Raw genomic sequence first — 23,024 nt, forward strand, 5'->3', positions numbered from 1 at the left:
AGGATTTTCGGACGAGCTCGTCTCAATCGTCCGAATTCTGCGCATCCGTCCGAATTTCGGATGCCGGCACCTTCCTCGGACGCACGCGTCGGAATCATCCGAATTCCCTGCAACCTTCCGAATCTCGGATGCCGTCACGCAACTCCAGACGCCGATACGCAGAGCAGGGGCGCCGTCCCACGAGATACCCGCACACAGAGCAGCCGCACACGAAAAGGGGCGGGCCCGAGCGCAGCGCCCGGACCCGCCCCGAAAAGCGGATGCCGCTACTCGGTCATCCCGCGACGAAGCAGACGACCGCGCGGGGTCTCGAAGTCGATGACCTCGCCGTGCAGCCAGGTCTTGCGCACGACGCCCGCGAGGGCCTTGCCGTGGTACGGGGTGAGCGGGTTCTTGTGGTGCAGCTTCTTCACGTCGACGACGTACGCGTCATCCGCCGCGAAGATCGAGAAGTCGGCGTCGTAGCCGGGGGCGATGCGCCCCTTGCCCGTGAGCCCGGCGAACTGCGCAGGGCGCTCGCTCATCCACGCGACGACCGTCTCGAGCGAGAGGCCGCGCTGACGGGCCTCGGTCCAGATCAGCGAGAGGCCGAGCTGCAGCGACGCGACGCCGCCCCACGCCACGGCGAAGTCGCCGTTCTCGAGGTCCTTGAGGTCGAGGGTCGACGGCGAGTGGTCCGACACGATGAAGTCGATCGTGCCGTCCTCCAGGCCCTGCCACAGCTGCTCGCGGTTGCCCGCCTCGCGGATCGGCGGGCAGCACTTGAACTGCGTGGCGCCGTGCGGGATCTCCTCGGCCGTGAGCGTGAGGTAGTGCGGGCAGGTCTCGACCGTGAGTTTGAGTCCGTCGTTCTTGGCGGAGCGCAGCATGGGCAGCGCATCCGACGACGACAGGTGCAGGATGTGCGCGCGTCCACCCGTCCAGCGCGCACGCTCGATGACCTCGGCGATCGCGAGGTTCTCGGCGCCGCGGGGGCGCGACGCGAGGAACTTCGCGTAGTCGTCGCCCTCGGGCTGCGGCGCGCGGTCGATCGCGCGGGAGTCCTCGGCGTGCACGATCATGACCGAGTCGAACGTCGCGAGTTCCCGCATATCCTTCTCGAGCTCGTCGGCGTCCAGCGGCGGGAACTCGTCCACACCGGAGTGCAGCAGGAAGCTCTTGAATCCGAAGACCCCGGCGTCGTGCAGCGGGCGGAGGTCGGCGGTGTTGCCGGGCACGGCGCCGCCCCAGAAGCCCACGTCGACGTGGGTCTGCCCCTTCGCGGCCTCGCGCTTGATGTTCAGCGCCTCGACGCTGATGGTCGGCGGGATGCTGTTCAGCGGCATGTCGACGATGGTCGTGACCCCGCCGGCGGCGGCGGCGCGCGTGGCGGAGGCGAAGCCCTCCCACTCGGTCCTGCCGGGCTCGTTCACGTGCACGTGGGTGTCGACGAGGCCAGGGATGAGGGTCTCATCGTCGGCGAGCTCGATGATCTCGGCGCCGTCGAGGTTGTTGCCCAGGGGCTGCATCGCGACGATCACGCCGTGGCGGATGCCGACCTCACGGGGACGGACACCCGCCGAGGTGAGCACCCGCTGCCCGCGGATCACCAGGTCGTAGTGCTCCCCCGTCGGGTCGAGCGACACCGCTCCGGCATCCTGGTGCTCGTTCTCCTGCGACATGTCGCTTCCCTTCTGCCGGCTGCGGTGCCGACGATGTCCGTTGTATCGATTGTGCGCGCTTCAGCGCGCGGCGGGTCCGAAGCCGGTGATGCGCTTGGGGCGCGGCGGGGCGTACGTGCGCACCTTCGAGGTCGTGAGACCGAGACGCACGAGCCCCTCGGCCACGGCCACCGCGGCCTGCACGCCGTCGACGACGGGCACGCCGCACAGCTCGACGACGCGGTCCTTGAGCTCGGCCATGCCGCCGCAGCCGAGCACGATCACCTCGGCACGGTCGATCTCGACCGCTTTCTGCGCCTCGGCGGCGATGGCCTCGATCGCGCGCTCGGGGTCGGACTCGAGCTCGAGCACGCCGAGGCCGGAGGACCGGACGGAGGCGCAGCGGTCATGGAGCCCCGCGAGGATCAGACGGTCCTCGATGAGCGGCACCGCACGGTCGAGCGTCGTGACGACGGAGTACGAGCGCCCCAGGTACATGGCGGTGGATGCCGCGGCCTCGGTGATGTCGACGACCGGGACCGTGAGCAGCTCCTGGAGCCCCTCGCGCCCGTGCTCGCCGTAGCCCGCCTGGATGACCGCGTCGTACTCGCCGTCGTACCGGACGATCTTGTCCATCACGGCGATCGCGGCGAGGTAGCTCTCGAAGTTGCCCTCGCACGATTCGGCGCCGAAGTCGGGGGTGAGCCCGATGATCTCGGTGCCGGGGGATGCGACCGCTCTCGCGGCCTCGGCGATGCCGTCGGTCATCGTCTGGGTGGTGTTCACGTTCGCGACGAGGATGCGCATGATCGTTCTCCCTGGGTCAGTGGGTCGGGGTGACGGCGATGTCGCCCGCGTCGACGTCGTGGAACGGGCCGCGACGGTCGGCGATCACACCGTAGACGATGGCCGCGAGCCCCGCGGCGAAGAACCAGGAGAACTCGCGCACCGACTCGAAGACCGGGAGGAAGGTGAGCAGCAGCGAGATGCCACCGGCCACCACGAGGGCGATGATCGCGCGGGGGTTGAATCCGCGGGAGTACGCGTACTCCGACACCGGCGACGTCGAGTACAGCGCCGGCACGTTGATCTGCTGCTTCTTGATCAGCCAGTAGTCGACCATGATGATGCCGAACAGCGGGCCGAGCAGGGCGCCGAGGCCGCCGAGGAACACGTTGATGACGATCGGCGAGTTGTACAGGTTCCAGGGCGTGATGACGAGCCCGATCACCGCGGAGAGGATCGCCGCCTTGCGGAAGTTCAGGTGCTTGGGCAGCAGGTTCGTGAAGGCGTAGGTCGGGGCGACGAAGTTGGCCATGAGGTTCACGGCGACCGTCAGTGCGATCAGTGCGAGCGAGGCGAGCACGAGGAGGAACGTGTTCGGGATCGCGGCGACGACGTCGGCCGGGGAGGTGATGACGGTGCCGTCGATCTGGAAGGTGCCGCCGGCGAGGACGACGACGATCACGCCGAAGAACAGCATGTTGATCGGGATGCCCCAGAAGTTGCCCTTGATGATCGCCTTGCGTGACTTCGCGCCGCGGGTGAAGTCGCAGAAGTTCAGCACGAAGGTGCCGTAGATCGAGACCCAGAGGGAGGCGGCGCCGAGCATCTTGAGCCACAGCTCCCCGCCCTCTGCGGTGCCGTGCGGGGCCCAGTTGATCTGGAAGCCGCTCTGCACGAGCACCCATACGGCGAGGGCGACGAAGGTGGCGAGGATGATGGGGCCGGCCCAGGCCTCGTACTTGCGGATCATCTCCATGCCGTAGCTGACGATGATGACCTGCACGATCCACAGCACGACGAAGGTGATCCAGCCGAGGGCGGAGAGCCCGAGGAAGGACCCCTCCTGGAGGGATGCCGCGCCGGGGGCGATCGCGAGGATGACGACCTGGAGCACCTGCGAGGCGAGGAAGGTCTGGATGCCGAACCACGCGATCGCGACGACGCCGCGGAGCAGGCCGGGGATCTGCGCACCGTGGACGCCGAAGGCGATGCGGCTCATGACGGGGAACGGGACGCCCGTCTTCTCCCCCATGAACCCGGAGAGGGTGAGCAGCAGGAACAGGAACAGCGCTCCGAAGGCGAGTGCGCCGAGGATCGCGCCGCCGCTGAGGCCGAGGGCGAACAGGCCGATCGCGAACGCGTAGTTGCCGAGGCTGTGGACGTCATTGGCCCACAGGGTGAAGATGCTGTAGGCGCTCCAGTGGCGACCTTCGCGGGTCGTGGGCGCGAGGTCGGTGTTGTACAGGCGGGGGCTGATGCCGGCCTGCACGGCGATGGTGATGGAGGGCGCCTCGTCGAGGCCCTCTGACGCTCTGCTCGGGATGTGGACGAACTCTTCGGTGGACATCATTGCCTTTCCTTGACCGCTCCGTCAGGTAAGAGATGTTGCAGGGTAATTCCGTAATATGGAATCTAGTTTTCAACTAAAGAAATTTCACCACACGCGGTGATGTCGTGTCAATGCTTTGGCATACCAGAATCAGAGGAGATCGCGAGCGATGAGGGCGCCGACCTCGACAAGCAGCGTCTTCGCGTTCGCGATGCTCGTGGCAGGGTCCGGTTCGAGCGCGCTCAGCGCGTGCACACGGTGGAATCCGGCATCCGTCGCCTCCTGCGCCGACAGCGTCGACCGCCCGCACACGGCCACGACGGGCACCCCCGCCGCACGCGCGGCGGCGGCCACCCCGAGGGGCGTCTTGCCGCCGAGGCTCTGATCATCGAGACTGCCCTCGCCCGTGATGACGAGGTCGGCGCCGACGATGCGATCGGCGAGTCCGGTGAGCCGCTGCACGACGTCGATGCCGGGTTCGCGGCGTGCGCCGAGCACCGCCAGAGCCGCATACCCGACGCCCCCAGCGGCGCCGGCGCCGGGGTCGGATGCCGAGGGCCGCACCCCCGGCTGCTGCTCGAGGAGGGCGGCGAATCGTGCGAGGCCCGCCTCGAGGGCGGCGACGTCGTCGGCGCTCGCCCCCTTCTGCGGCGCGAACACGGCGGCCGCCCCCCGGTCCCCGAGGAGCGGATTGTCGACGTCGCTCGCCAGCACGATCTCCGCCTCGGCGAGCCGCGGATCGAGCCCCGACACATCAGCAGAGACGAGTTCGACGAGCGCGGCGCCGCCGGCCCGCACCGGACGATCCTCCGTCCGGAGGGAGACGCCCAGCGCCTGCAGCATCCCGGCGCCGCCGTCGGTGTTCGCACTTCCGCCGACGCCGAGCACGATCGTCGTGCACCCGTGGTCGAGTGCCGCGGCGATCAGCTCGCCCGTGCCGCGGCTGGTCGCCGTCAGCGGGGCCTTCTCGCCGTTCGGCAGCAGGTCGAGCCCGCTCGCGGCCGCCATCTCGATGATCGCCTCGGAGCCCCGCACCGCGAACCGCGCGGTGACGGACTGCCCGACGGGGCCCGTCACCGTCGCGGTCACGGGGTCGAACCCGCTCGCGATCGCCGCATCGACCGTGCCCTCGCCGCCGTCGGCGACGGGAACCGCCTCGACGACGGCATCCGGGATCAGCGTCCGGATGCCGTCGGCGAGCGACGCCGCGACCTCGGCCCCGGTGGCGGAGCCCTTGAACTTGTCGGAGGCGATCAGGATGCGCATGGACCGCTCTCAGTCCAGCAGGGCGTAGACGGCCTCGGGGGCGTCGGCGGGCGACGTCGCGAGGTCCTCGAACTCGTTCATGGTGTCGAGGTCGGCGCCCATCGCGATGTTGGTGACGCGCTCGAGGATGACCTCGACGACCACCGGCACCTGGAACTCGTCCCGCAGGCGCTCGGCCTCGGCGAAGCCCGCGGCGAGGTCCTCAGGGCGCTCGACGCGGAGCGCCTTGCAGCCCAGTCCCTCGGCGACCTTGACGTGGTCGACGCCGTAGCCCGTGGCGATGCTGGAGGAGTCCTGCGGCGTGTTGATGTTGTCGAAGGCCAGCGAGACCTCGTAGTCCATCTCGAACGGACGCTGCGACTGGCGGATCAGACCGAGGTAGCTGTTGTTCACCACGACGTGGATGTAGGGCAGCTTGTGCTGCGCGCCCACGGCGAGCTCCTCGATCATGAATTGGAAGTCGTAGTCGCCGCTCAGCGCGACGACGGGCTGCTCCGGCTTGCCGCGGACGACGCCCAGCGCTGCGGGCAGGGTCCAGCCGAGGGGTCCGGCCTGGCCGGCGTTGATCCACTGGCGGGGGCCGTAGACGTGCAGCAGCTGCGCGCCCGCGATCTGCGACAGGCCGATCGTGGTGACGTAGGTGGTGTCGTGGCCGAAGGCCGAGAGCATCTCCTGGTACACGCGGTGCGGCTTCATGGGCACGTCGTCGAAGTTCGTCTTGCGCTGCAGACGCGCCTTGCGGTCGCGGCACTCCTGAGCCCAGCCGTTGTAGTCGGGCAGCTCGGCGACGCGGTCGCGCGCGGCCTCGAGCAGCGCGTCGATGAACGCGCCGGCGTCGGACACCACCCCGTAGTCGGGCGCGAACACGCGGCCGATCTGGGTGGGCTCGATGTCGACGTGCACGAACGTGCGGCCCGTGCGGTACGTGTCGAGGCCGCCGGTGTGGCGGTTGGCCCAGCGGTTGCCGATGCCGAGCACGAAGTCGCTCTCGAGGAAGCTCGCGTTGCCGTAGCGCTGCGAGGTCTGAATGCCGACGAGGCCCCCGGCGAGCGGGTGGTCGTCGCCGATCGCACCCCAGCCCATCAGGGTCGGGAACACGGGCACGCCCAGGGTCTCGGCCAGCTCGACGAGCTTCGCGGAGGCCCCGGAGTTCACGATGCCGCCGCCCGCGATGATCGCGGGGTGCGTCGCCGCGATGAGCATGTCGAGCACCTTCTCGGCCTGCGCGCGGGTCGCGACGGGCTTCGCCACGGGCAGCGGCTCGTAGGTGTCGATGTCGAACTCGATCTCGGTCATCTGCACGTCGAACGGCAGATCGAGCAGCGCAGGACCGGGGCGACCGGAGCGCATGACCTGGAACGCGGTCTGGAAGGCACCGGGGATCTGCCCCGCCTCGAGCACGGTCTTGGCGAACTTCGTCACCGGCTTCGCGATCGACGCGATGTCGACGGCCTGGAAGTCCTCCTTGTCGAGCTTCGCGACCGGAGCCTGTCCGGTGATGCAGAGCATCGGGATGCTGTCGGCGATCGCGGCGTACAGGCCGGTGATCATGTCGGTGCCCGCGGGGCCCGACGTGCCGATGCAGATGCCGATGCGGCCGTCGCCGGTGCGGCTGTAGCCGTCGGCCATGTGCGAGGCGCCTTCGACGTGGCGGGCGAGGGTGTGACGGATGCCGCCGTTCTGGCGCATCGCCGAGTAGAGGGGGTTGATGGCGGCGCCTGGCAGGCCGAACGCCTCGGTGGCGCCCTCCTTCACGAGGATCTGGACGATGGCGTCCACTGCGCGCATGCGGGTCATGAGAGTGTCCTTTTCATTTCGGTCGTCGAGCGTCCGCCACCGGTCGTTGAGCGAGGAGCGAAGCGACGAGACGAAACGCCTTGTTCTGACGTCGAACGCCGGATGAGGCGTTTCGTCTCGCTCCGCTCGCTCAACGACCGGGTAGAAGGTCCCGCTCGACGAGCGGGGAGGGGTTCCGCTCAACGAACGGGAGATTGCGTGGTGTGGGGTCGCTCAGTCGCGACCGGAGAGCTCTGCGGTGAGCTTGAAGAGGCCCGAGTGGTCGAGGCCGCCGTCGCCGCGGGCGACGAGGGCGTTCACGAGCTGTGCGACGGCGGCGCCGAGCGGGACGGTGACCCCGACGGAGCGCGCGGCTGCGGTGACGATGCCCAGGTCCTTGTTGTGGAGGGCGAGGCGGAATCCGGGGGCGAAGTCGCGGTTCAGCATCTTCTGCCCCTTCTGGTCGAGGACCTTGGAGCCGGCGAGGCCGCCGCCGAGGACCGTGAGGGCGGCATCCGTGTCGACGCCGAACGCCTCGAGGAACGTGACCGCCTCGGCGAGCGCCTGGATGTTGACGGCGACGATGAGCTGGTTGGCTGCCTTGACGGTCTGACCGGCGCCGGCGGGGCCGACGTGCACGATGGTCTTGCCGATCGCGTTCAGCACGGGCTCGGCCTTCGCGAAGTCCTCAGGGGATCCGCCGACCATGATCGACAGCACGCCGTCGATCGCGCCCTGCTCGCCGCCGGAGACCGGGGCGTCGACGGCGCCGAAGCCGGCCGCGACGGCCTCCTCCGCCAGCGTCTTGGCGACATCGGGGCGGATGGAGGAGTTGTCGATCCACAGGGCGCCCGCCTTCGCGTTCGCGAAGACGCCGTCCTCGCCGCGCACGATGCCCTCGACGTCCGGGGAGTCGGGGACCATCGTGATGACGACGTCGGCGTCCTTCACGGCATCCGCGATGCTGGTCGCGCCCGTGCCTCCGGCCTCGACGAGCGTGTCGATGGCCTGCTGGCTGCGGTTGAATCCGGTCACGTCGTAGCCGGCCGAGACGAGGTTCTTGGCCATGGGGAGGCCCATGATGCCGAGGCCGATGATGGCGATGCTGGTCATGTCGTCGCTCCTTCGCGAGGGGGTGTCAGTTCTGGATCCAGGCGAAGGGGTCCGCCTGGGTGGCCTTGTACTCGAGTCCGATGGGTCCGGCATAGCCGCCCGCCTGGGCGTCGGCGATCCACTGCGCGAGCGGCAGGTCTCCGGTGCCGGGCTCGCCGCGGCCGGGGGCATCGGCGATCTGGATGTGACCGAACTCGGCGGCGTGGTCGGCGACGACCGCCGCGACGTCGTCTCCGTTGACGGCCAGGTGGTAGAAGTCGGCGAGCAGCTTCACGTTGTCGACGCCGTGCTCGTCCGCGACCCTGGCGATGATCGCGAGCGCGTCAGCCGCGGTCTTCAGCGGGTAGGCGTCCATGCCCGAGACCGGCTCCAGCAGCACGATGCCGCCGATCTTCGCGACGGCGGCACCCGCGATCGCGAGGTTCTGCACGGCGAGGTCGTCCTGCGCCTGAGCGTCGGCGCCCTCGATGCGGTTGCCGTAGAGGGCGTTGAAGGCCTTCGTGCCGAGCCGCTCGCCGATGGCGACGACCACCTCGACGTTGGCACGGAACTCGTCCTCGCGGCCGATCCAGGAGACGAGGCCGCGATCGCCTGCCGGCATGTCGCCCGCGAAGAAGTTGAGGCCGGTGAGTTGCACGCCGGCATCCTGGATCGCCGCGACGAAGGCATCGATTTCTTCCTGCGCGGGAACCGCGGAGGAGAACGGCCACCAGAACTCGACGGCGTCGAAACCGGCCGCCCTGACCGCAGCGGGGCGCTCGGTGATCGGCAACTCGGTCAGCAGGATCGAGGCGTTGACGGTGTAGCTCATGAGATCATCCTTGATTTCGAATCGTGGAAGAAAAGTTCCTAGTAATGAAAACTCTACGCGGGTGGATGGATGCTGTCAACGATCACCAGGTGCCGTCCTCCGCGTTTCGTCTCGCTCCGCTCGCTCTACGACCCGCGTGGGCGGAGGCACCCACACACGGCGAACCGCCCGAGATCCGGACATCCCCTCTCGAAACGTCCGGTTCTCGGGCGGTTGTGCGGATCTCGGTCGTCCGGATCCGGGCCAGAGCCGGGCACGGGACCGATCGGATCGGCCGGAGCCGGGCCCGGCGACGACGAAGGCGCCGTCCCGCAGCAGCGGGGCGGCGCCTTCAGGCTGACGGACGACTCAGGTCAGGGTGATCTGGCGGTTCATGTCCTTGTAGAGCAGGTACCGGAAGTCCTCGGGACCTCCGGCGTAGCACGCCTGCGGGCAGAAGGCGCGCAGCAGCATGTAGTCCCCCGCCTCGCACTCGACCCAGTCGTCGTTCAGGCGGTAGACGGCCTTGCCCTGCAGCACGAACAGCCCGTGCTCCATCACGTGCGTCTCCGCGAACGGGATCGACCCGCCCGGCTTGAAGGTGACGATGTTCACCTGCATGTCGTGCGCCATGTCGCTGGCGTCGGAGAAGCGCGTGGTGGCCCAGACGTCGTCGGTGTCGGGCATCGAGACCGGCGCGATGTCCTTGTCGCTGGTGATGAAGGATGCCGGGGCGTCGACGCCGTCGAGCCACTCGTAGGCCTTGCGGATCCAGTGGAAGCTGGTGATCTCGTCGCCCTCGTTCGCGAGCGACCACTTCGCCCCCGGTGCGAGGAACGCGTAACCGCCCTCCTCCAGCACGTGGCGCTCCCCGTCGAGCGTGAGCGTGAGCCGTCCCGTGGTGACGAAGACGACGCCCTCGACACCGGCCTCCGGTTCGGGCTTCGCCGCTCCCCCGCCCGGAGCGATCTCGACGATCAGCTGCGAGAACGTGGTCGCCGAGCTCGGGGTCGGGCGGGCGATGATCCATGCGCGCGTGTTCGTGAAGCCGGGGAGGCTGCTGGTGACGATGTCGCGCAGCACGCCCTTCGGGATGAAGGTGTACGCGAGCTTCACGACCGCGCGGTCGGTGAGCAGATCGCTCTGCGGCGGGAGTCCGCCGGCGGGCGTGTAGTACGTGCGGGTGTCGGTGCTCATGAGTTGTCCTCCTCGGAGACGGCGAGCTTCGGGTGGGCGAGCCTGATCAGCTCGGAGGGCGTGGCGGCCGCGGCATCCCGCACCTCCGCCTCGATGACGGCGCCGCACTCCAGCCCGCGCACGACGAAGCGCGCGAGGGCCCGAGCCGTCGCCGGCTCGTCCATGATGGCGGCGTCGCCGCCGTGCAGGTAGTTGTCGAGGCGCTTCGCCGCGGCGGGGAAGCCCTCGCGGTAGAACGCGTAGGTCGCGAGGTACCGGGTGGGCAGCTGCTCGGCGGCGAGATCCCAGCCCTGGTAATAGCCGCGCTCCAACGAACGCCGCACGAGGCGCGCATGCAGCCTCCAGGCGTCGAGGGCGTTCTCGCCGATCGGGATCACGTTCGTCGATCCGTCGGAGAGCCGCACCCCCGTCTCGGCGACGGCGACCTGCATGACCTGTTTCGCATAGTCGGCGGCCGGATGCTCCATCGACTGGTACGCCGCGGCGATCTGCAGCGAGGCGCTGTAGTCGTAGGTGCCGTAGTGCAGGGCCGACACGCGTCCGTTCGCACGGTGCAGCAGCGTGGCGACCGGCACGGACCCGTCGGCCGCGACGATCAGCTGCGGCGTCTCCATCTGCACCTCGAAGCGGAGGCGCCCTGCGGGCAGGCCGAGGCGCTCCTCGAACCTCTCGCACAGCGAGACCATGGCCTCGACCTGCGCGACCGTCGTCACCTTGGGCAGCGTGAGCACGAGCCCCGCGGGCAGCGGACCGAGACCGGCGAGGGTCGTCAGGAACAGATCGAGGGTGCGGATGCCGCGGCGCCGGGTCGGCGCCTCGAAGCACTTGAAGCGGATGCCGATGAACGGCGGAGCGACGCCGGCGGCCACGGCTGCCGCCACGCGCTCGGCGGCGAGCACGGCATCCGCGTCCTCCTCGGCATCCGGTCGGGCGCCGTAGCCGTCTTCGAAGTCGAGGCGGAGGTCTTCGATCGGCTCGGCGACGAGCTTCGCGTCGACCAGGGGTGCGAGCTCGGAGGCGAGGCGCCCGAGGCCGACCGTTTCGGCGAGAGCGACCGTCCCGCCGACCGCGGCGACGGCCGCAGCCGCCTTCGCCCCGTACGCCGCGGGGAGCTCCGGGGTGAACCGGTCCGCCGGCACGTACAGGGTGTGCACGGGCTGGCGGGTGCCGTCGTCTCCCGGGTACTCGGTCCTCAGCAGCGCGTCGGTGCCTGCGAGCTGCGCGTCGATGTCGACGAGGTCGGCGTCACCCAGGGTTCCTGCTGCCACGGTGCTCACTCCTCGTTCGAGGCGGAGGACTCGACGACGCGGACGATCGCCTCGGCGACCGCGCCGGCCACCAGCGGATCGAACACGCTCGGGATGATGAAGCTCGCGTTGAGCTCGTCCTCGCCGACGCGGGAGGCGATGGCCTCGGCGGCTGCGACCAGCATAGGCGGCGTGATGTCGGACACGCCCGCGTCGAGCAGACCGCGGAAGAAGCCGGGGAAGGCGAGCACGTTGTTGATCTGGTTCGGGAAGTCGCTGCGTCCGGTCGCGACCACGGCGGCGTGCTTGGACGCGACGATCGGGTCGACCTCGGGGGTCGGGTTGGCCATGGCGAACACGATCGCGTCGTCGGCCATCGCGGCGATGTCGTTCTCGTCGAGGACGTTCGGTGCGCTCACGCCGATGAAGACGTCGGCGCCGACCACGGCCTCCTTGAGCGTGCCCTGGAACCCGCGCGGGTTGGTCGTCGCGGCGATCTCGGTGCGGTGCGCGTCGGTGTACTCGCCGCCGGCGTGGATCGCTCCGTCGCGGCCGGCGGCGACGATGTCGTGCGCGCCCTCGGCGAGGAGCAGCTGGATGATCGCGTTGCCGGCGGCGCCGACGCCGGAGACGACGATGCGGACCTCGCCGATCGTCTTGCCGACGACCTTGAGCGCGTTGCGCAGGGCGGCGAGAGTGACGATCGCAGTGCCGTGCTGGTCGTCGTGGAAGACCGGGATGTCGAGCTCTTCACGCAGACGGGCCTCGATCTCGAAGCAGCGGGGAGCCGCGATGTCCTCGAGGTTCACGCCGCCGTAGACGGGGGCGATGGCCTTGACGATCCGGATGATCTCCTCGGTGTCCTTGGTGTCGAGGCAGACGGGCCACGCGTCGACGTTCGCGAACTGCTTGAAGAGGGCGGCCTTGCCCTCCATGACCGGGAGCGCGGCCTCGGGGCCGATGTCGCCGAGGCCGAGGACGGCGGTGCCGTCGGTCACGACGGCGATCGTGTTGCGCTTGACCGTGAGCTTGCGGGCCAGGTTCTTGTCCTCGGCGATGGCAAGGCAGACACGGGCGACGCCCGGCGTGTAGGCGCGGGAGAGGTCGTCGCGGTTGCGCAGCGGAACCCGCGGGTTGACCTCGAGCTTGCCGCCGAGGTGCATGAGGAACGTGCGGTCGCTGACGAGGCGCACGGTGACGCCCTCGAGGGCGTCGACGGCTGCGCGCACGCGGTCGGCGTGCTCCTCGCCCGTGGTGTTGCAGGTGAGGTCGACGACGATCGTGGTCGGGTGCGACTCCACGACGTCGAGGGCGGTGACGGCTGCGCCGGCCTCCGCGGCCGCCGCAGCGAGCTCGCTGGTGACGCTGAACTTGGACGGCGCGTCGATCCGCAGGGTGATCGAGTTTCCTGGTCCGGGATTCGCCATGTTTCCTCCTCGTCGAGGTGAGCCCGGCCGAGTCGCCGTGGCACACGAGATGCTTTCCTTCAGAAATCTTCAACGATTTTCGTATCGTGGAGTCTATTGTCTACTTTATGGAAGTTCGACGCAAGAGTCGAGGTATTCGAGACGAGATTTTCGACACGGGGCTCTCGCATGATGGAATGATCGCGACACTGGGAGGTTTCAATGGCTGAGAGCAAGACCCCGAAGAGCGCCGGATCCGGAGTGCAGTCGGTCGAGCGCGTCTTCGAGCTCCTGGAACTGGTGACGGATGCCGGTGGCGATGTCACGCTGAGCGAGCTCGCGGCATCCACCGATCTCCCCCTGCCGACGATCCACCGCCTGCTGCGCACGCTCGTGTCGCTGGGCTACGCGCGGCAGCTGCCGAACCGGCGCTATGCGCTCGGCCCGAGGCTGATCCGCATCGGCGAGGGAGCGCAGCGTCAGTTCGGCGCCCTCGCCCGCCCCCAGCTCAAGGGCCTCGTCGACGCGCTCGGCGAGAGCGCGAACATGGCGGTGCTCGACGGCGACATGGTCGTCTACGTGGCGCAGGTGCCGTCGCTGCACTCCATGCGCATGTTCACCGAGGTCGGCCGCCGCGCGCACCTGCACGACACCGGCGTGGGCAAGGCGATCCTCGCGCAGCTCCCGAACGACACCGTGCGCGGCATCGTCAGCAGGGCCGGGATGCCGACCCCCACGGAGCACAGCATCGGCACGGTCGAGGATCTGCTGGCCGAGCTCGACGTGATCCGCGAGCGCGGCTACGCGATCGACGACCAGGAGCAGGAGATCGGCGTGCGCTGCTTCTCGATGGCGGTGCCGGATGCTCCGACCCCGACCGCCGTGTCGGTCTCGGGCCCGATCTCGCGCGTCGACGAGGCCTTCGGCAGCCGCGCCGTGCCGCTGCTGCGTCGCGCGGCCGAGGCGATCGTCGCCGAGCTCAACGACTGAGCCCCGGCCGACACTCGCGGCTTCGCGCTGCACTCCCCTGCGCGCCACCGCACCGGCATCCACCAGCTCCGATGCCTTCGCACGCCCGGGCTGAGAACGCACACCCGGCTAACCCCGCACGCTCGGGCTGAGAACGCACGCTCGGGCTGACGAATCCACGAAGATCCTCAGCCCGAACGTGCTTTCTCCTCCCGAGGCGGCGACGACCACTCCGCACCCGGGGACACTCGCACCCCCGCACACCCCGGGGCTAACCCCGCACGCTCGGGCTGAGAACGCACGCTCGGGCTGACGAATCCGCGAAGATCCTCAGCCCGAACGTGCTTTCTCCTCCCGAACGCGCGCGCCGGCTACTCCGCGTCGGAGCCGCTCGTGCCGGCGTTCACGTCGAGGAGGCGGTACTTCTCCGCCGCCTGGGCCGGGGCCGCGGCATCCACTTCTCCGCGCTTCGCGAGCAGCTGCAGGGTCCGCACGACGATCGACGGACCGTCGATCTTGAAGAAGCGCCGCGCGGCGGCCCTGGTGTCGGAGAAGCCGAAGCCGTCGGCGCCGAGCGTCGCCCAGTCGTTCTTCACGAACTGGCGCACCTGGTCTGGCAGGTCCTTGGCGTAGTCGCTCACGGCGACGATCGGCCCCTCCGCCCCCGCCAGCTGCGAGACGAGGAACGGCGTGCGCGCGCCACGTCCGAGGAACTCGTCCTCCTCGGCGGCGACCGCGTCACGGCGCAGCTCTGTCCACGAGGTGACCGACCAGACGTCGGCCCGCACGCCCCAGTCGTCGCGCAGCAACTGCTGCGCCTCGAGCGCCCAGGTCGCGCCGATGCCGGAGGCGAGCAGGTGCGTCTGCGGGTTCTCGACGGCAGAGATGCGGTGGATGCCGCCGAGGATGCCGTCCACATCGACGCCGTCGGGCTCCGCCGGCTGCACGATCGGCTCGTTGTAGACCATGAGGTTGTAGATGCGGTTGCGGTCGGTCGAGTCCGGTCCGTACATCCGCTCGATGCCGGCGCGCATGATGTGCCCGATCTCATAGCCGAACGCAGGGTCGTAGGTGACGACGGCCGGGTTCGTCGCCGCGAGCAGCGGGGAGTGCCCGTCGGCGTGCTGCAGGCCCTCGCCCGTCAGGGTCGTGCGCCCCGCCGTGGCCGATATGAGGAAGCCGCGGGCCATCTGGTCGGCCGCCGCCCACAGCGAGTCGCCGGTGCGCTGGAAGCCGAACATCGAGTAGAAGACGTACACGGGGATCAGCGGCACACCGTGCGTGGCGTACGAGGTTCCCGCTGCCGTGAACGCGGCGATGGACCCGGCCTCGTTGATGCCGACGTGCACGATCTGCCCGCTCGTCGACTCCTTGTACGACAGCACGATGTCACGGTCGACGGCGAGGTAGTTCTGACCGTTCGGGTTGTAGATCTTCGCGGTGGGGAAGAACGCGTCCATGCCGAAGGTGCGGGCCTCGTCGGGGATGATCGGGACGATCCTCTTGCCGAACTCCGGGTCGCGCATGAGGTCCTTCAGCACGCGGACGAACGCCATGGTCGTCGCCGCCTGCTGCTTGCCGGAGCCGCGCGCGGCGACCTCGTACGCCTTGGCATCGGGCAGGGCGATCTCGCCGGATGCGTGCGGTCGCCGCTCCGGCACGAAGCCGCCGAGCGCCCGCCGCCGCGAGTGCAGGTACTGGATCTCCGGAGCATCCGCACCAGGGTGGTAGTACGGCGGCTGGTACGGGTCGGCCTCGAGCTGAGCATCCGTGATCGGCACCCGCAGGTGGTCGCGGAAGTCCTTGAGGTCCTGCAGCGTGAGCTTCTTCATCTGGTGCGTCGCGTTGCGCGCCTCGAAGCGCTGCCCGAGGCCGTAGCCCTTGACGGTCTTCACGAGGATGACGGTGGGCTTGCCGTTGCGCTGCATCGACTGCTCGTAGGCCGCGTAGACCTTGCGGTAGTCGTGGCCGCCGCGCTTGAGGCCCCAGATCTGGTCGTCGGTCAGCCCGTCGACGAGGGCGCGGGTGCGCTCGTCGCGGCCGAAGAAGTTCTCGCGGATGAACCCGCCCGACTCGGCCTTGTAGGTCTGGTAGTCGCCGTCGACCGTGGTGTTCATGATGTCGACCAGGGCTCCGTCGACATCCGCCTCGAGCAGGCCGTCCCACTCGCGCCCCCAGATGACCTTGATGACGTTCCATCCGGCGCCGCGGAAGAAGCCTTCGAGCTCCTGGATGATCTTGCCGTTGCCGCGCACGGGGCCGTCGAGCCGCTGCAGGTTGCAGTTGACGACGAAGGTGAGGTTGTCGAGGCCGTCGTTCGCCGCGAGCTGCAGCAGCCCTCGCGACTCGGGCTCGTCCATCTCGCCGTCGCCGAGGAAGGCCCACACGTGCTGGTCGCTCGTGTCCTTGAGGCCGCGCCCGTGCAGGTAGCGGTTCGACTGCGCCTGGTAGATCGCGTTCATCGGGCCGATGCCCATCGACACCGTCGGGAACTCCCAGAACTCCGGCATGAGCCGGGGGTGCGGGTACGACGAGAGCGCGTGGCCCTCGCGCGACTTCTCCTGGCGGAATCCGTCGAGGTCCTCCTCGCTGAGGCGGCCCTCCATGAAGGCGCGGGCGTACATGCCGGGAGAGGCGTGGCCCTGGAAGTAGATCTGGTCGCCGCCGCCGGGGTGGTCCTTGCCGCGGAAGAAGTGGTTGAAGCCGACCTCGTACAGGGTGGCGGCGCCCGCGTAGGTGGAGATGTGCCCGCCGACGCCGATGCCAGGGCGCTGCGCGCGGTGCACCATGACGGCGGCGTTCCAGCGCATCCAGGCACGGTAGCGGCGCTCGAGCTCCTCGTCGCCGGGGTACTCGGGTTCATCGGCGACGGAGATCGTGTTGATGTAGTCGGTGGTCGCGATCGGCTCGGAGCGGATGCCGGCGCGATCGACCAGCGTGCGGACGATCTGCTCGCCGCGGTCGGTGCCGCGCTCTGCGATCAGGGCGTCCAGGGATTCGAGCCACTCCGCGGTCTCCTCGGGGTCGAGGTCGGCGGGGAGGGCGGCGGAGGCGCGATTGTCGGTCACGATTCGGCCTTTCTTGTTAGATGGGTCATGCGTCGAGTTCAGGAGAGGAGTCAGCGATGAGCAAGGGACGGATCGCCGTGGTCACAGGCGCGGGGTCGGGGATCGGACGGGCGGTCGCACGCGCGATGCTCGAGGACGGCTTCCGCGTGGCGCTGGCCGGGAGACGGGAGGAGGCGCTGCGGGAGACCGCGGACGGGCACGCGGATGCTCTCGTCGTGCCGACGGACGTCACCGTGGAGTCCGAGGTCGAGGCCCTCTTCGACCGTGTGGTCGCGGAGTGGGGACGCGTCGACGTGCTGTTCAACAACGCCGGGGCGTTCGGGCCGACGGCATCCGCGGCGGAGATCTCCCCGGCCGACTGGCGGCGCACCCTCGACGTGAACCTGACGGGCTCGCTGCTGTGCGCCGGTGCGGCCATGCGGGCGATGATCGCGCAGCGGCCGTCGGGCGGCCGCATCATCAACAACGGCTCGATCTCCGCTCAGGTGCCGCGGCCGCTGTCGGTCGCGTACACGGTGAGCAAGCACGCGATCACGGGGCTCACCCGGTCGATCGACCTGGACGGGCGGCGGCACGGGATCTCGGCGGGGCAGATCGACATCGGCAACGCCCGGACGTCGATCATGTCGGAGATCGGCGTGGGCGACGGCGCCCTGCAGGCCGACGGCTCGCGTCGGGTGGAGCCGACCTTCGACGTCGCGGATGCCGCGCGGGCCGTGCTCTTCATGGCGCAGCTGCCGGCGGAGGCGAACGTCGCGAGCCTCACGGTCGCAGCATCCGGCATGCCCTACGGGGGCCGCGGCTGAGAGGAGCGCGGGGGTCCTGTTCATCTCGGGACCTCCTCGTCCTCTCGCCGGTGTCGGCATCGGGTGGCTGCGGGGTTCGGGGTGAGCCCGGTGCGTCATCGAACGAGCTCACCCCCGATGCGCCGGCATCGGATCCGGTGCACCCCCGAGTACATACATTCCGTATTGTGAAAGAATACTTTCAGTATGTGTAACTAGTGTGTCGATCAGCGGAGCTCTTGTCAAGGTTCCGCGGGGTCCGTGCGCCCGTCGAGCCGCGCGGACCCCGCAGGGAACCGCGTCAGTGGCCGGAGCCCTCCGGCTCCTCGTCGACGACCGTGATCGGCGTGCCCTTCGCGTCGATGAGCGTGCCGCCCTCGTAGCGGTCACCCTCGCGGAGCACCCGGATGACGTCTGTCTTCACGGCCCTGACGGGGCTCGCGGCGAAGACCGACGGGTTGCCGGGAGTGCCCTTCGAGAAGTGGTTGAACACGAGGTTCAGCAGAATCGCCATGATCGCCGCCGAGCTGATGCCCGATCCGAAGATCACCTGGAACCACGTCGGGAAGTTCGAGTAGATGTCGTGGTTGACCTCGGGCAGCACGCCGAACGACAGCGACGCCGCCACGATGATGAGGTTCATGTTGCCGTCGTATTTGACCTTCGAGAGCGTCCGGATACCGGATGCCGTCACGGTGCCGAAGAGCACCAGGCCGGCGCCGCCGAGGACGGCAGTGGGCACGGCGGCCACGATGCGTCCGAGCACCGGCAGCAGGCCGAGGATGATGAGGATGACGCCGCCTGCGGCGACCGCGTAGCGGCTCTTGATCTTCGTGACCGCGACCAGGCCGACGTTCTGCGCGAAGGCGCTCTGGGTGAAGGAGTTGAAGATCGGCGAGATGGCACTGGACGCCATGTCGGCGCGGAGACCGGCGGCGATGCGCTTGCGATCGACCTTCGAGCCGGTGATCTCGGCCACGGCGATGATGTCGGCGGTGGTCTCGGTGAGGATCACCAGCACGACGATGGTCATGGAGACGATCGCGGCGAGGTCGAACGTCGGGACGCCGAATGCGAACGGGGTCGGGAAGGCGAAGATCGGCCCCTCGAACACCTTCGAGAAGTCGGCCTTGCCGATGAGGGCCGCGAACACGGTGCCGATCACCATCGCGAGGAGGATCGACAGGCGCGAGATCGTCGAGTTGCCGAGCTTGCTCAGCAGCATGATGACGAGCAGCGTGAAACCGGCGATGCCGACGAACACCGGATCGGCGTAGTTGTCGGCCTCGGGGTTGGCGCCGGTGATCCAGCGCGCCGCCACGGGGACGAGCGAGAGGCCGATCATCGTGATCACGGTTCCGGTGACGACCGGCGGGAAGAACCGCACGATCTGCGCGAAGAACGGCGCGATCACGAGGCCGATCAGCGAGGCGACGATGACGGCGCCGAACACGGCCGGCAGCCCGCCGCCCTGGTTCACGATCGCGAGCATCGTCGCGACCCCCGCGAACGAGACGCCCTGCACCAGCGGGAGCTGCGAGCCGAAGAAGGGGATGCCGAGGGTCTGCAGGAGCGTCGCGAGACCGCCCATGAAGAGGCAGGCCGCGACGAGCACACCGACCTCGGTGGGGGTCAGGCCTGCAGCCGCGCCGATGATGAGCGGCGGCGCGATGATGCCGCCGTACATGGTGAGGACGTGCTGGAGCCCGAACGTGAAGGCGGTGCCGAGACCGAGGCGCTCATCCTCCGGCCGGTCCGGCTCGGTCGTGGTCTTGGTCTTGCTGGAACTGCGTGCAGCGAACATCTGGTGGACCTCCTTGTCCGGGACCCGCTCTTCGGGGTGGGCATGATGGGCGTGATGGGCATGACGAATGACGCTCGCTCGGGGGAGCGGGCATGGCGAGGGTCGGGGGCGGGCCCGGTGCGTCGGGAAACGGACCCGCCCTCGGCGCCGGACGATCATCCGGCGCAGTGTTCAGGGCGAGGAGCGGAGCGGCTCCCCGCCCTGACGATCAGCAGAAGCCGGCGATGCCGCTCCAGGACCAGTGGTCGGTGTCCGCTCCGTCGCGCAGGAACGACGCCTCGATGAGGCCGTAGGGACGGTCGGCGGCGAAGAAGACCTCGTTGGGGTTCTCCAGGCCGAACGGCGACAGGTCGACGACGAAGTGGTGCTTGTTCGGGGTCGAGAAGCGGATCTCGTCGATCTCGGGGTGCGCCTCGAGAACGGCCCCCGCCATCTCCTTCAGCGTGTGCTGCAGCGCGTACGAGTAGTTGCGCGAGAAGCCTGCGAGGAGCAGTCGGCGGACGTCCGCGAAGGTCTCGTTGAAGTCGAGATCGTTGCGGTTGTAGCGCCACTTGGCCGTGACCGAGGTGGCGAGGATGCGGTCCTCGGTCTCGGGCAGCGTCGTGTACCTGTCGCGCGGGTAGCCGACGAAGCCGCTCTGGGTGGACTTGAGCACCGTGAGGTCCTGCAGACCGGCGATGACGACCGTGTCGTCGCCGTCGATCTGCACGACGGCGGTGCGGGTCTCGGTGCCCGCGCGCACGAAGGCGTGGTCGTGGGGACCGTCATCTCCCTCGATGCGGGCCCAGGTGTACTGCTCGGCAGCCCAGCGGCCGCCGGTGACCCAGTCGAACTCGCCCGTGAAGTGGCGACCCAGACGGAGCAGGAACTCCTCCGGGCTGCCGATGCCGTCCTTGGCGAACGCGTACACCGTGTTCTTCTGCGTGTCGGTGGCGACGCAGTGTGCGTTGTCGCCCTCGAAGTGCACCGCCTCGAAGTCGCCGCGCAGCTGCGAGGTGACGTTCAGGTCTTCGATCTCGTGGCGAGCGGTGTCGCGCGTGATGCGGACGACGCGGTTCTCGGCCTTGCCGTACTGGTTCTTGCCCAGAATGATCTCGGTCATTTTCTACTCAGCTTCCTCGGTAAGTGGAATAGGCGAACGGGCTCAGCAGAAGCGGCACGTGGTAGTGCGCCTGCTCAGAGTCGACCAGGAAGGTCAACACCACCTCCGGGAAGAAGGTGTCCGTATCGATGCCGGCGAAGTAGGCCGCGGTGTCGAACCGGAGGCGGTAGGCACCGCTCTCCAGCCGCTCCGGGCCGAGCGCTTTCACCCGCCCGTCGGCATCGGTGAGGCCCGTACCGATCCCCGACCATCCGTCGCCGACTCGGGCCTCGAGTACGACGGCGACGCCGGGCGCGGGGCGCCCGATCGATGTGTCCAGGATGTGGGTGGTCACGTGAGAGACGCTCATGCGCGCGCTCCTTCTGTCTCGATGGCGCCGGCGAGCCGGAGCGCGGCGATCTCGCGCAGCTGCTGGTCGATGACGACCAGCTCCTGCGCGGGCGTGTTGCCCAGGCGCTCCTGCAGCAGGGCGAGGATGTCGTCGGCCGTGCGACCGGCCGCGCGGACCAGGTACACCCGGTCGAACTTCGCCTCGTAGGCCCTGTTGCCTGCGGCGAGGGCGTCGGCAGCGCCGGCGTCGACACCCGCCTGCTCGCTGCGGGCGTGCGCCGCTTCGGCGCTGTCGCCCTGCGCGCGCTCCCCGATGCGGGGGTGATGCGCCAGTGCGGCGTCGAGCTCTCCCTCGGAGAGGGGCGCGGCGACCTCCATCGCGGCATCCGTGAGCGCCTCGACCGAGGCGTAGGGGCGGCCGTCGACGATCGCGTCGTACCAGCGGGGAATGTCCAGTGCAGGCTTCGCGATGCTCAGAGCGTCATCGCGGGTGCTGGAGTTGAACTCCTCGAGCAACATCTTTGATCCTCAAGCACATACTGGCATCCGGCGCGTAAGACTATACGGAATCTCCCCTGTCGAGGAGCCTTGCTCTTTCCGTATGCCGGAACTGTTATTTCAGCATGTGTAAACAGTATGAGCAGGATGGTCGACGGTGTCAACCCTCTCCGCCTACTTTCCCAGATTTCGGCGCGGTGCGACACGACGAAGCGGCGGGACGCATCGCGCCCCGCCGCTTCGATCAGACGGTCAGACCCCGAGCTCGGCGCGCAGGCGGGCGACGTGGCCGTCGGCATCCACGCCGTACTCGGCGCGCTGCACGACGCCGTCGCCGTCGAGCACGAAGGTCGAGCGGATGACGCCGTCGAACGTGCGGTCACCCACGGCCTTCTGCCCCCAGACGCCCCACGCCTTCGCCACGGAGGCGTCGGAGTCGGCCAGCAGCGGGAAGGTGAGCGCTTCGGCATCCGCGAAGGCGCGGATCTCGTCGACGCTGTCGGGCGAGACGCCGATCACGGCGTAGCCCGCGGCGTTCAGCGACGACAGACTGTCGCGGAAGTCGCACGCCTCGGTCGTGCATCCCGGCGTCGCGGCCTTCGGGTAGAAGTAGACGACGACGTTGCGGCCGGCGTAGTCGGCGAGCGACGTGTTCCTGCCATCGGCATCGGCGAGGGTGAACGCGGGGGCGGTGTCCCCCGGGGTGAGCGTGTCGGTCATGATCTCTCCTTGTGTGTCCGGTCTGGGGTGAGGATGCGGTGCACATCCGGTCGTCGAGCGAGGAGCGCCGCGATGAGAGGAGGCGCGCCTCAGCGCACCACGATGTGGACCTCGAACGCCTCGGCGAGCTGCATGATCTTGCGGGCCCTGCCCAGGCGAGGCAGATCGCTGCCGTCGCGGACGATCCGGCCCCTGGCCTCGAAGTCCTCGAGGAACTCGAACGCCCACTCGACGTCGGTGCGGGTCGGGCTGATGACCTCGTTGACGACGGGCGTCTGATCGGGCGACAGGCACAGCTTGCCCGTCATCCCCATCGAGACCGTGATCGCCGACTGCTCACGCAGGAGCGGATGACTGGAGCCGACGGTCGGGCCGTCGATCGGACCGGGGAGGCCGGCCGCGCGACTGGAGATCACGAGACGCGCGCGGGGGTACGCCATGGCCTCCCGGTCGGCGGACATCCCGGTGTCGCGGCGGAAGTCTCCGCTGCCGAAGGCGAGACGGAACGCGCCCTTGGCGCGGGCGATCTCGGTCGCGTTCTCGATGCCGATCGCGGACTCCACGAGCGCGACCACCGGCACCTTCGCGCCGAGGCGGTTATAGGTGTCCATGACCTGCCCGCCGAACTCGGTCTTGGCCAGCATCACGCCGCGCAGGCCGGGGGCTGCGCGCAGCGCCTCGATGTCGGCGGCCCAGTGCTCGCTCGTGGCGTCGTTGATACGCACCCACGCGCTGCCACCGGAGCTCAGCCAGTCCACGACATCCTGACGCGCGGAGTCCTTGTGACTGGCGTCGACGGCATCCTCGACGTCGAGCACGACGGCGTCGGCGTGCGACGCGGCGGCTTCGTCGAAGGTCTCCGGACGGGTGGCCGCGACGAGCAGCCAGGAGCGGGCGAGCTCAGGCGCGACCTCGCGCGCGGTCACCGGCGCCAGCGGAGCCAGAGGAGCGTTCATAACTATTTCCGTTCTGTGAAAA

General features: G+C 69.1%; 19 protein-coding genes. 2 read left to right on the plus strand and 17 right to left on the minus strand.

What is annotated here, in order from left to right; genetic code table 11:
* Positions 1-266: 266 nt before the first annotated feature.
* The 10 genes from allB to ACFY5A_RS03625 all read right to left on the minus strand — a co-directional run bounded on the left by allB (position 267) and on the right by ACFY5A_RS03625 (position 12,791).
* Positions 267-1,661 (minus strand): allantoinase AllB, encoded by a 1,395-nt coding sequence (gene allB, locus ACFY5A_RS03580; RefSeq protein ID WP_223585693.1) that lies wholly within the window; start codon positions 1,659-1,661, stop codon positions 267-269.
* A gap of 60 nt (positions 1,662-1,721) precedes the next feature.
* Complete coding sequence (locus ACFY5A_RS03585) at positions 1,722-2,447, minus strand: aspartate/glutamate racemase family protein (RefSeq protein ID WP_341941069.1); 726 nt, start codon at positions 2,445-2,447, stop codon at positions 1,722-1,724.
* A gap of 16 nt (positions 2,448-2,463) precedes the next feature.
* Entirely contained in the window at positions 2,464-3,996 is a 1,533-nt protein-coding gene (locus ACFY5A_RS03590) for an NCS1 family nucleobase:cation symporter-1 (RefSeq protein WP_387231843.1), read from the minus strand.
* Positions 3,997-4,125: 129 nt separating this feature from the next.
* On the minus strand, positions 4,126-5,241 hold the full coding sequence (locus ACFY5A_RS03595) for a glycerate kinase (protein ID WP_387231845.1): 1,116 nt from the start codon (positions 5,239-5,241) through the stop codon (positions 4,126-4,128).
* Between the two features lie 9 nt (positions 5,242-5,250).
* Positions 5,251-7,038 (minus strand): glyoxylate carboligase, encoded by a 1,788-nt coding sequence (gcl, locus tag ACFY5A_RS03600; protein WP_387231847.1) that lies wholly within the window; start codon positions 7,036-7,038, stop codon positions 5,251-5,253.
* 213 nt (positions 7,039-7,251) lie between these two features.
* On the minus strand, positions 7,252-8,130 hold the full coding sequence (locus tag ACFY5A_RS03605) for a 2-hydroxy-3-oxopropionate reductase (RefSeq protein ID WP_387231849.1): 879 nt from the start codon (positions 8,128-8,130) through the stop codon (positions 7,252-7,254).
* 25 nt (positions 8,131-8,155) lie between these two features.
* Complete coding sequence (locus ACFY5A_RS03610) at positions 8,156-8,941, minus strand: hydroxypyruvate isomerase family protein (RefSeq protein ID WP_387231851.1); 786 nt, start codon at positions 8,939-8,941, stop codon at positions 8,156-8,158.
* Between the two features lie 348 nt (positions 8,942-9,289).
* The gene (locus ACFY5A_RS03615) at positions 9,290-10,117 is read right to left on the minus strand and encodes a bifunctional allantoicase/(S)-ureidoglycine aminohydrolase (RefSeq protein ID WP_105676252.1); all 828 of its coding nucleotides are present in this window, start codon (positions 10,115-10,117) and stop codon (positions 9,290-9,292) included.
* Positions 10,114-11,385: a DUF6986 family protein gene (locus tag ACFY5A_RS03620; RefSeq protein ID WP_387231853.1), complete on the minus strand. Its 1,272-nt coding sequence runs from the start codon at positions 11,383-11,385 to the stop codon at positions 10,114-10,116. Before ACFY5A_RS03620 ends, ACFY5A_RS03615 begins: the two co-directional genes overlap by 4 nt.
* 5 nt (positions 11,386-11,390) lie before the next feature.
* On the minus strand, positions 11,391-12,791 hold the full coding sequence (locus tag ACFY5A_RS03625) for an NAD-dependent malic enzyme (RefSeq protein ID WP_387231855.1): 1,401 nt from the start codon (positions 12,789-12,791) through the stop codon (positions 11,391-11,393).
* Positions 12,792-12,992: 201 nt separating this feature from the next.
* Here ACFY5A_RS03625 and ACFY5A_RS03630 point away from each other — a divergent pair, with 201 nt between their 5' ends.
* Positions 12,993-13,760, plus strand: a complete 768-nt coding sequence (locus tag ACFY5A_RS03630; RefSeq protein ID WP_387231857.1) for an IclR family transcriptional regulator — start codon at positions 12,993-12,995, stop codon at positions 13,758-13,760.
* A 350-nt stretch (positions 13,761-14,110) separates the two neighbouring features.
* Here the strand turns inward: ACFY5A_RS03630 and aceE are convergent, their stop codons facing one another.
* The gene (aceE, locus tag ACFY5A_RS03635; RefSeq protein ID WP_387231859.1) at positions 14,111-16,807 is read right to left on the minus strand and encodes a pyruvate dehydrogenase (acetyl-transferring), homodimeric type; all 2,697 of its coding nucleotides are present in this window, start codon (positions 16,805-16,807) and stop codon (positions 14,111-14,113) included.
* 56 nt (positions 16,808-16,863) lie between these two features.
* On the opposite strand from aceE, the gene ACFY5A_RS03640 reads away from it, so the two are divergent.
* Complete coding sequence (locus ACFY5A_RS03640; protein ID WP_387231861.1) at positions 16,864-17,613, plus strand: SDR family oxidoreductase; 750 nt, start codon at positions 16,864-16,866, stop codon at positions 17,611-17,613.
* Between the two features lie 280 nt (positions 17,614-17,893).
* On the opposite strand, the gene ACFY5A_RS03645 is transcribed toward ACFY5A_RS03640, so the two are convergent.
* The 6 genes from ACFY5A_RS03645 to ACFY5A_RS03670 form a co-directional block, all read right to left on the minus strand.
* Complete coding sequence (locus ACFY5A_RS03645) at positions 17,894-19,396, minus strand: nucleobase:cation symporter-2 family protein (RefSeq protein WP_387231863.1); 1,503 nt, start codon at positions 19,394-19,396, stop codon at positions 17,894-17,896.
* A gap of 208 nt (positions 19,397-19,604) precedes the next feature.
* A complete protein-coding gene (gene pucL, locus ACFY5A_RS03650; protein ID WP_387231865.1) occupies positions 19,605-20,498 on the minus strand; it encodes a factor-independent urate hydroxylase in 894 nt (297 codons plus the stop codon).
* Between the two features lie 7 nt (positions 20,499-20,505).
* Positions 20,506-20,847, minus strand: coding sequence for a hydroxyisourate hydrolase (gene uraH / locus ACFY5A_RS03655; protein WP_105676242.1), 342 nt, complete (start codon positions 20,845-20,847; stop codon positions 20,506-20,508).
* Positions 20,844-21,347, minus strand: coding sequence for a 2-oxo-4-hydroxy-4-carboxy-5-ureidoimidazoline decarboxylase (gene uraD / locus ACFY5A_RS03660; protein WP_344010787.1), 504 nt, complete (start codon positions 21,345-21,347; stop codon positions 20,844-20,846). Before uraD ends, uraH begins: the two co-directional genes overlap by 4 nt.
* A gap of 231 nt (positions 21,348-21,578) precedes the next feature.
* A complete protein-coding gene (gene bcp / locus ACFY5A_RS03665; protein WP_387231868.1) occupies positions 21,579-22,046 on the minus strand; it encodes a thioredoxin-dependent thiol peroxidase in 468 nt (155 codons plus the stop codon).
* An 89-nt stretch (positions 22,047-22,135) separates the two neighbouring features.
* Positions 22,136-23,002, minus strand: a complete 867-nt coding sequence (locus tag ACFY5A_RS03670) for a CoA ester lyase (protein ID WP_105676237.1) — start codon at positions 23,000-23,002, stop codon at positions 22,136-22,138.
* Positions 23,003-23,024 lie beyond the last annotated feature (22 nt).

Origin of the sequence: Microbacterium sp. NPDC012755 (assembly GCF_042901325.1) — a bacterium.
GTDB classification, from domain to species: Bacteria; Actinomycetota; Actinomycetes; order Actinomycetales; family Microbacteriaceae; genus Microbacterium; species Microbacterium natoriense.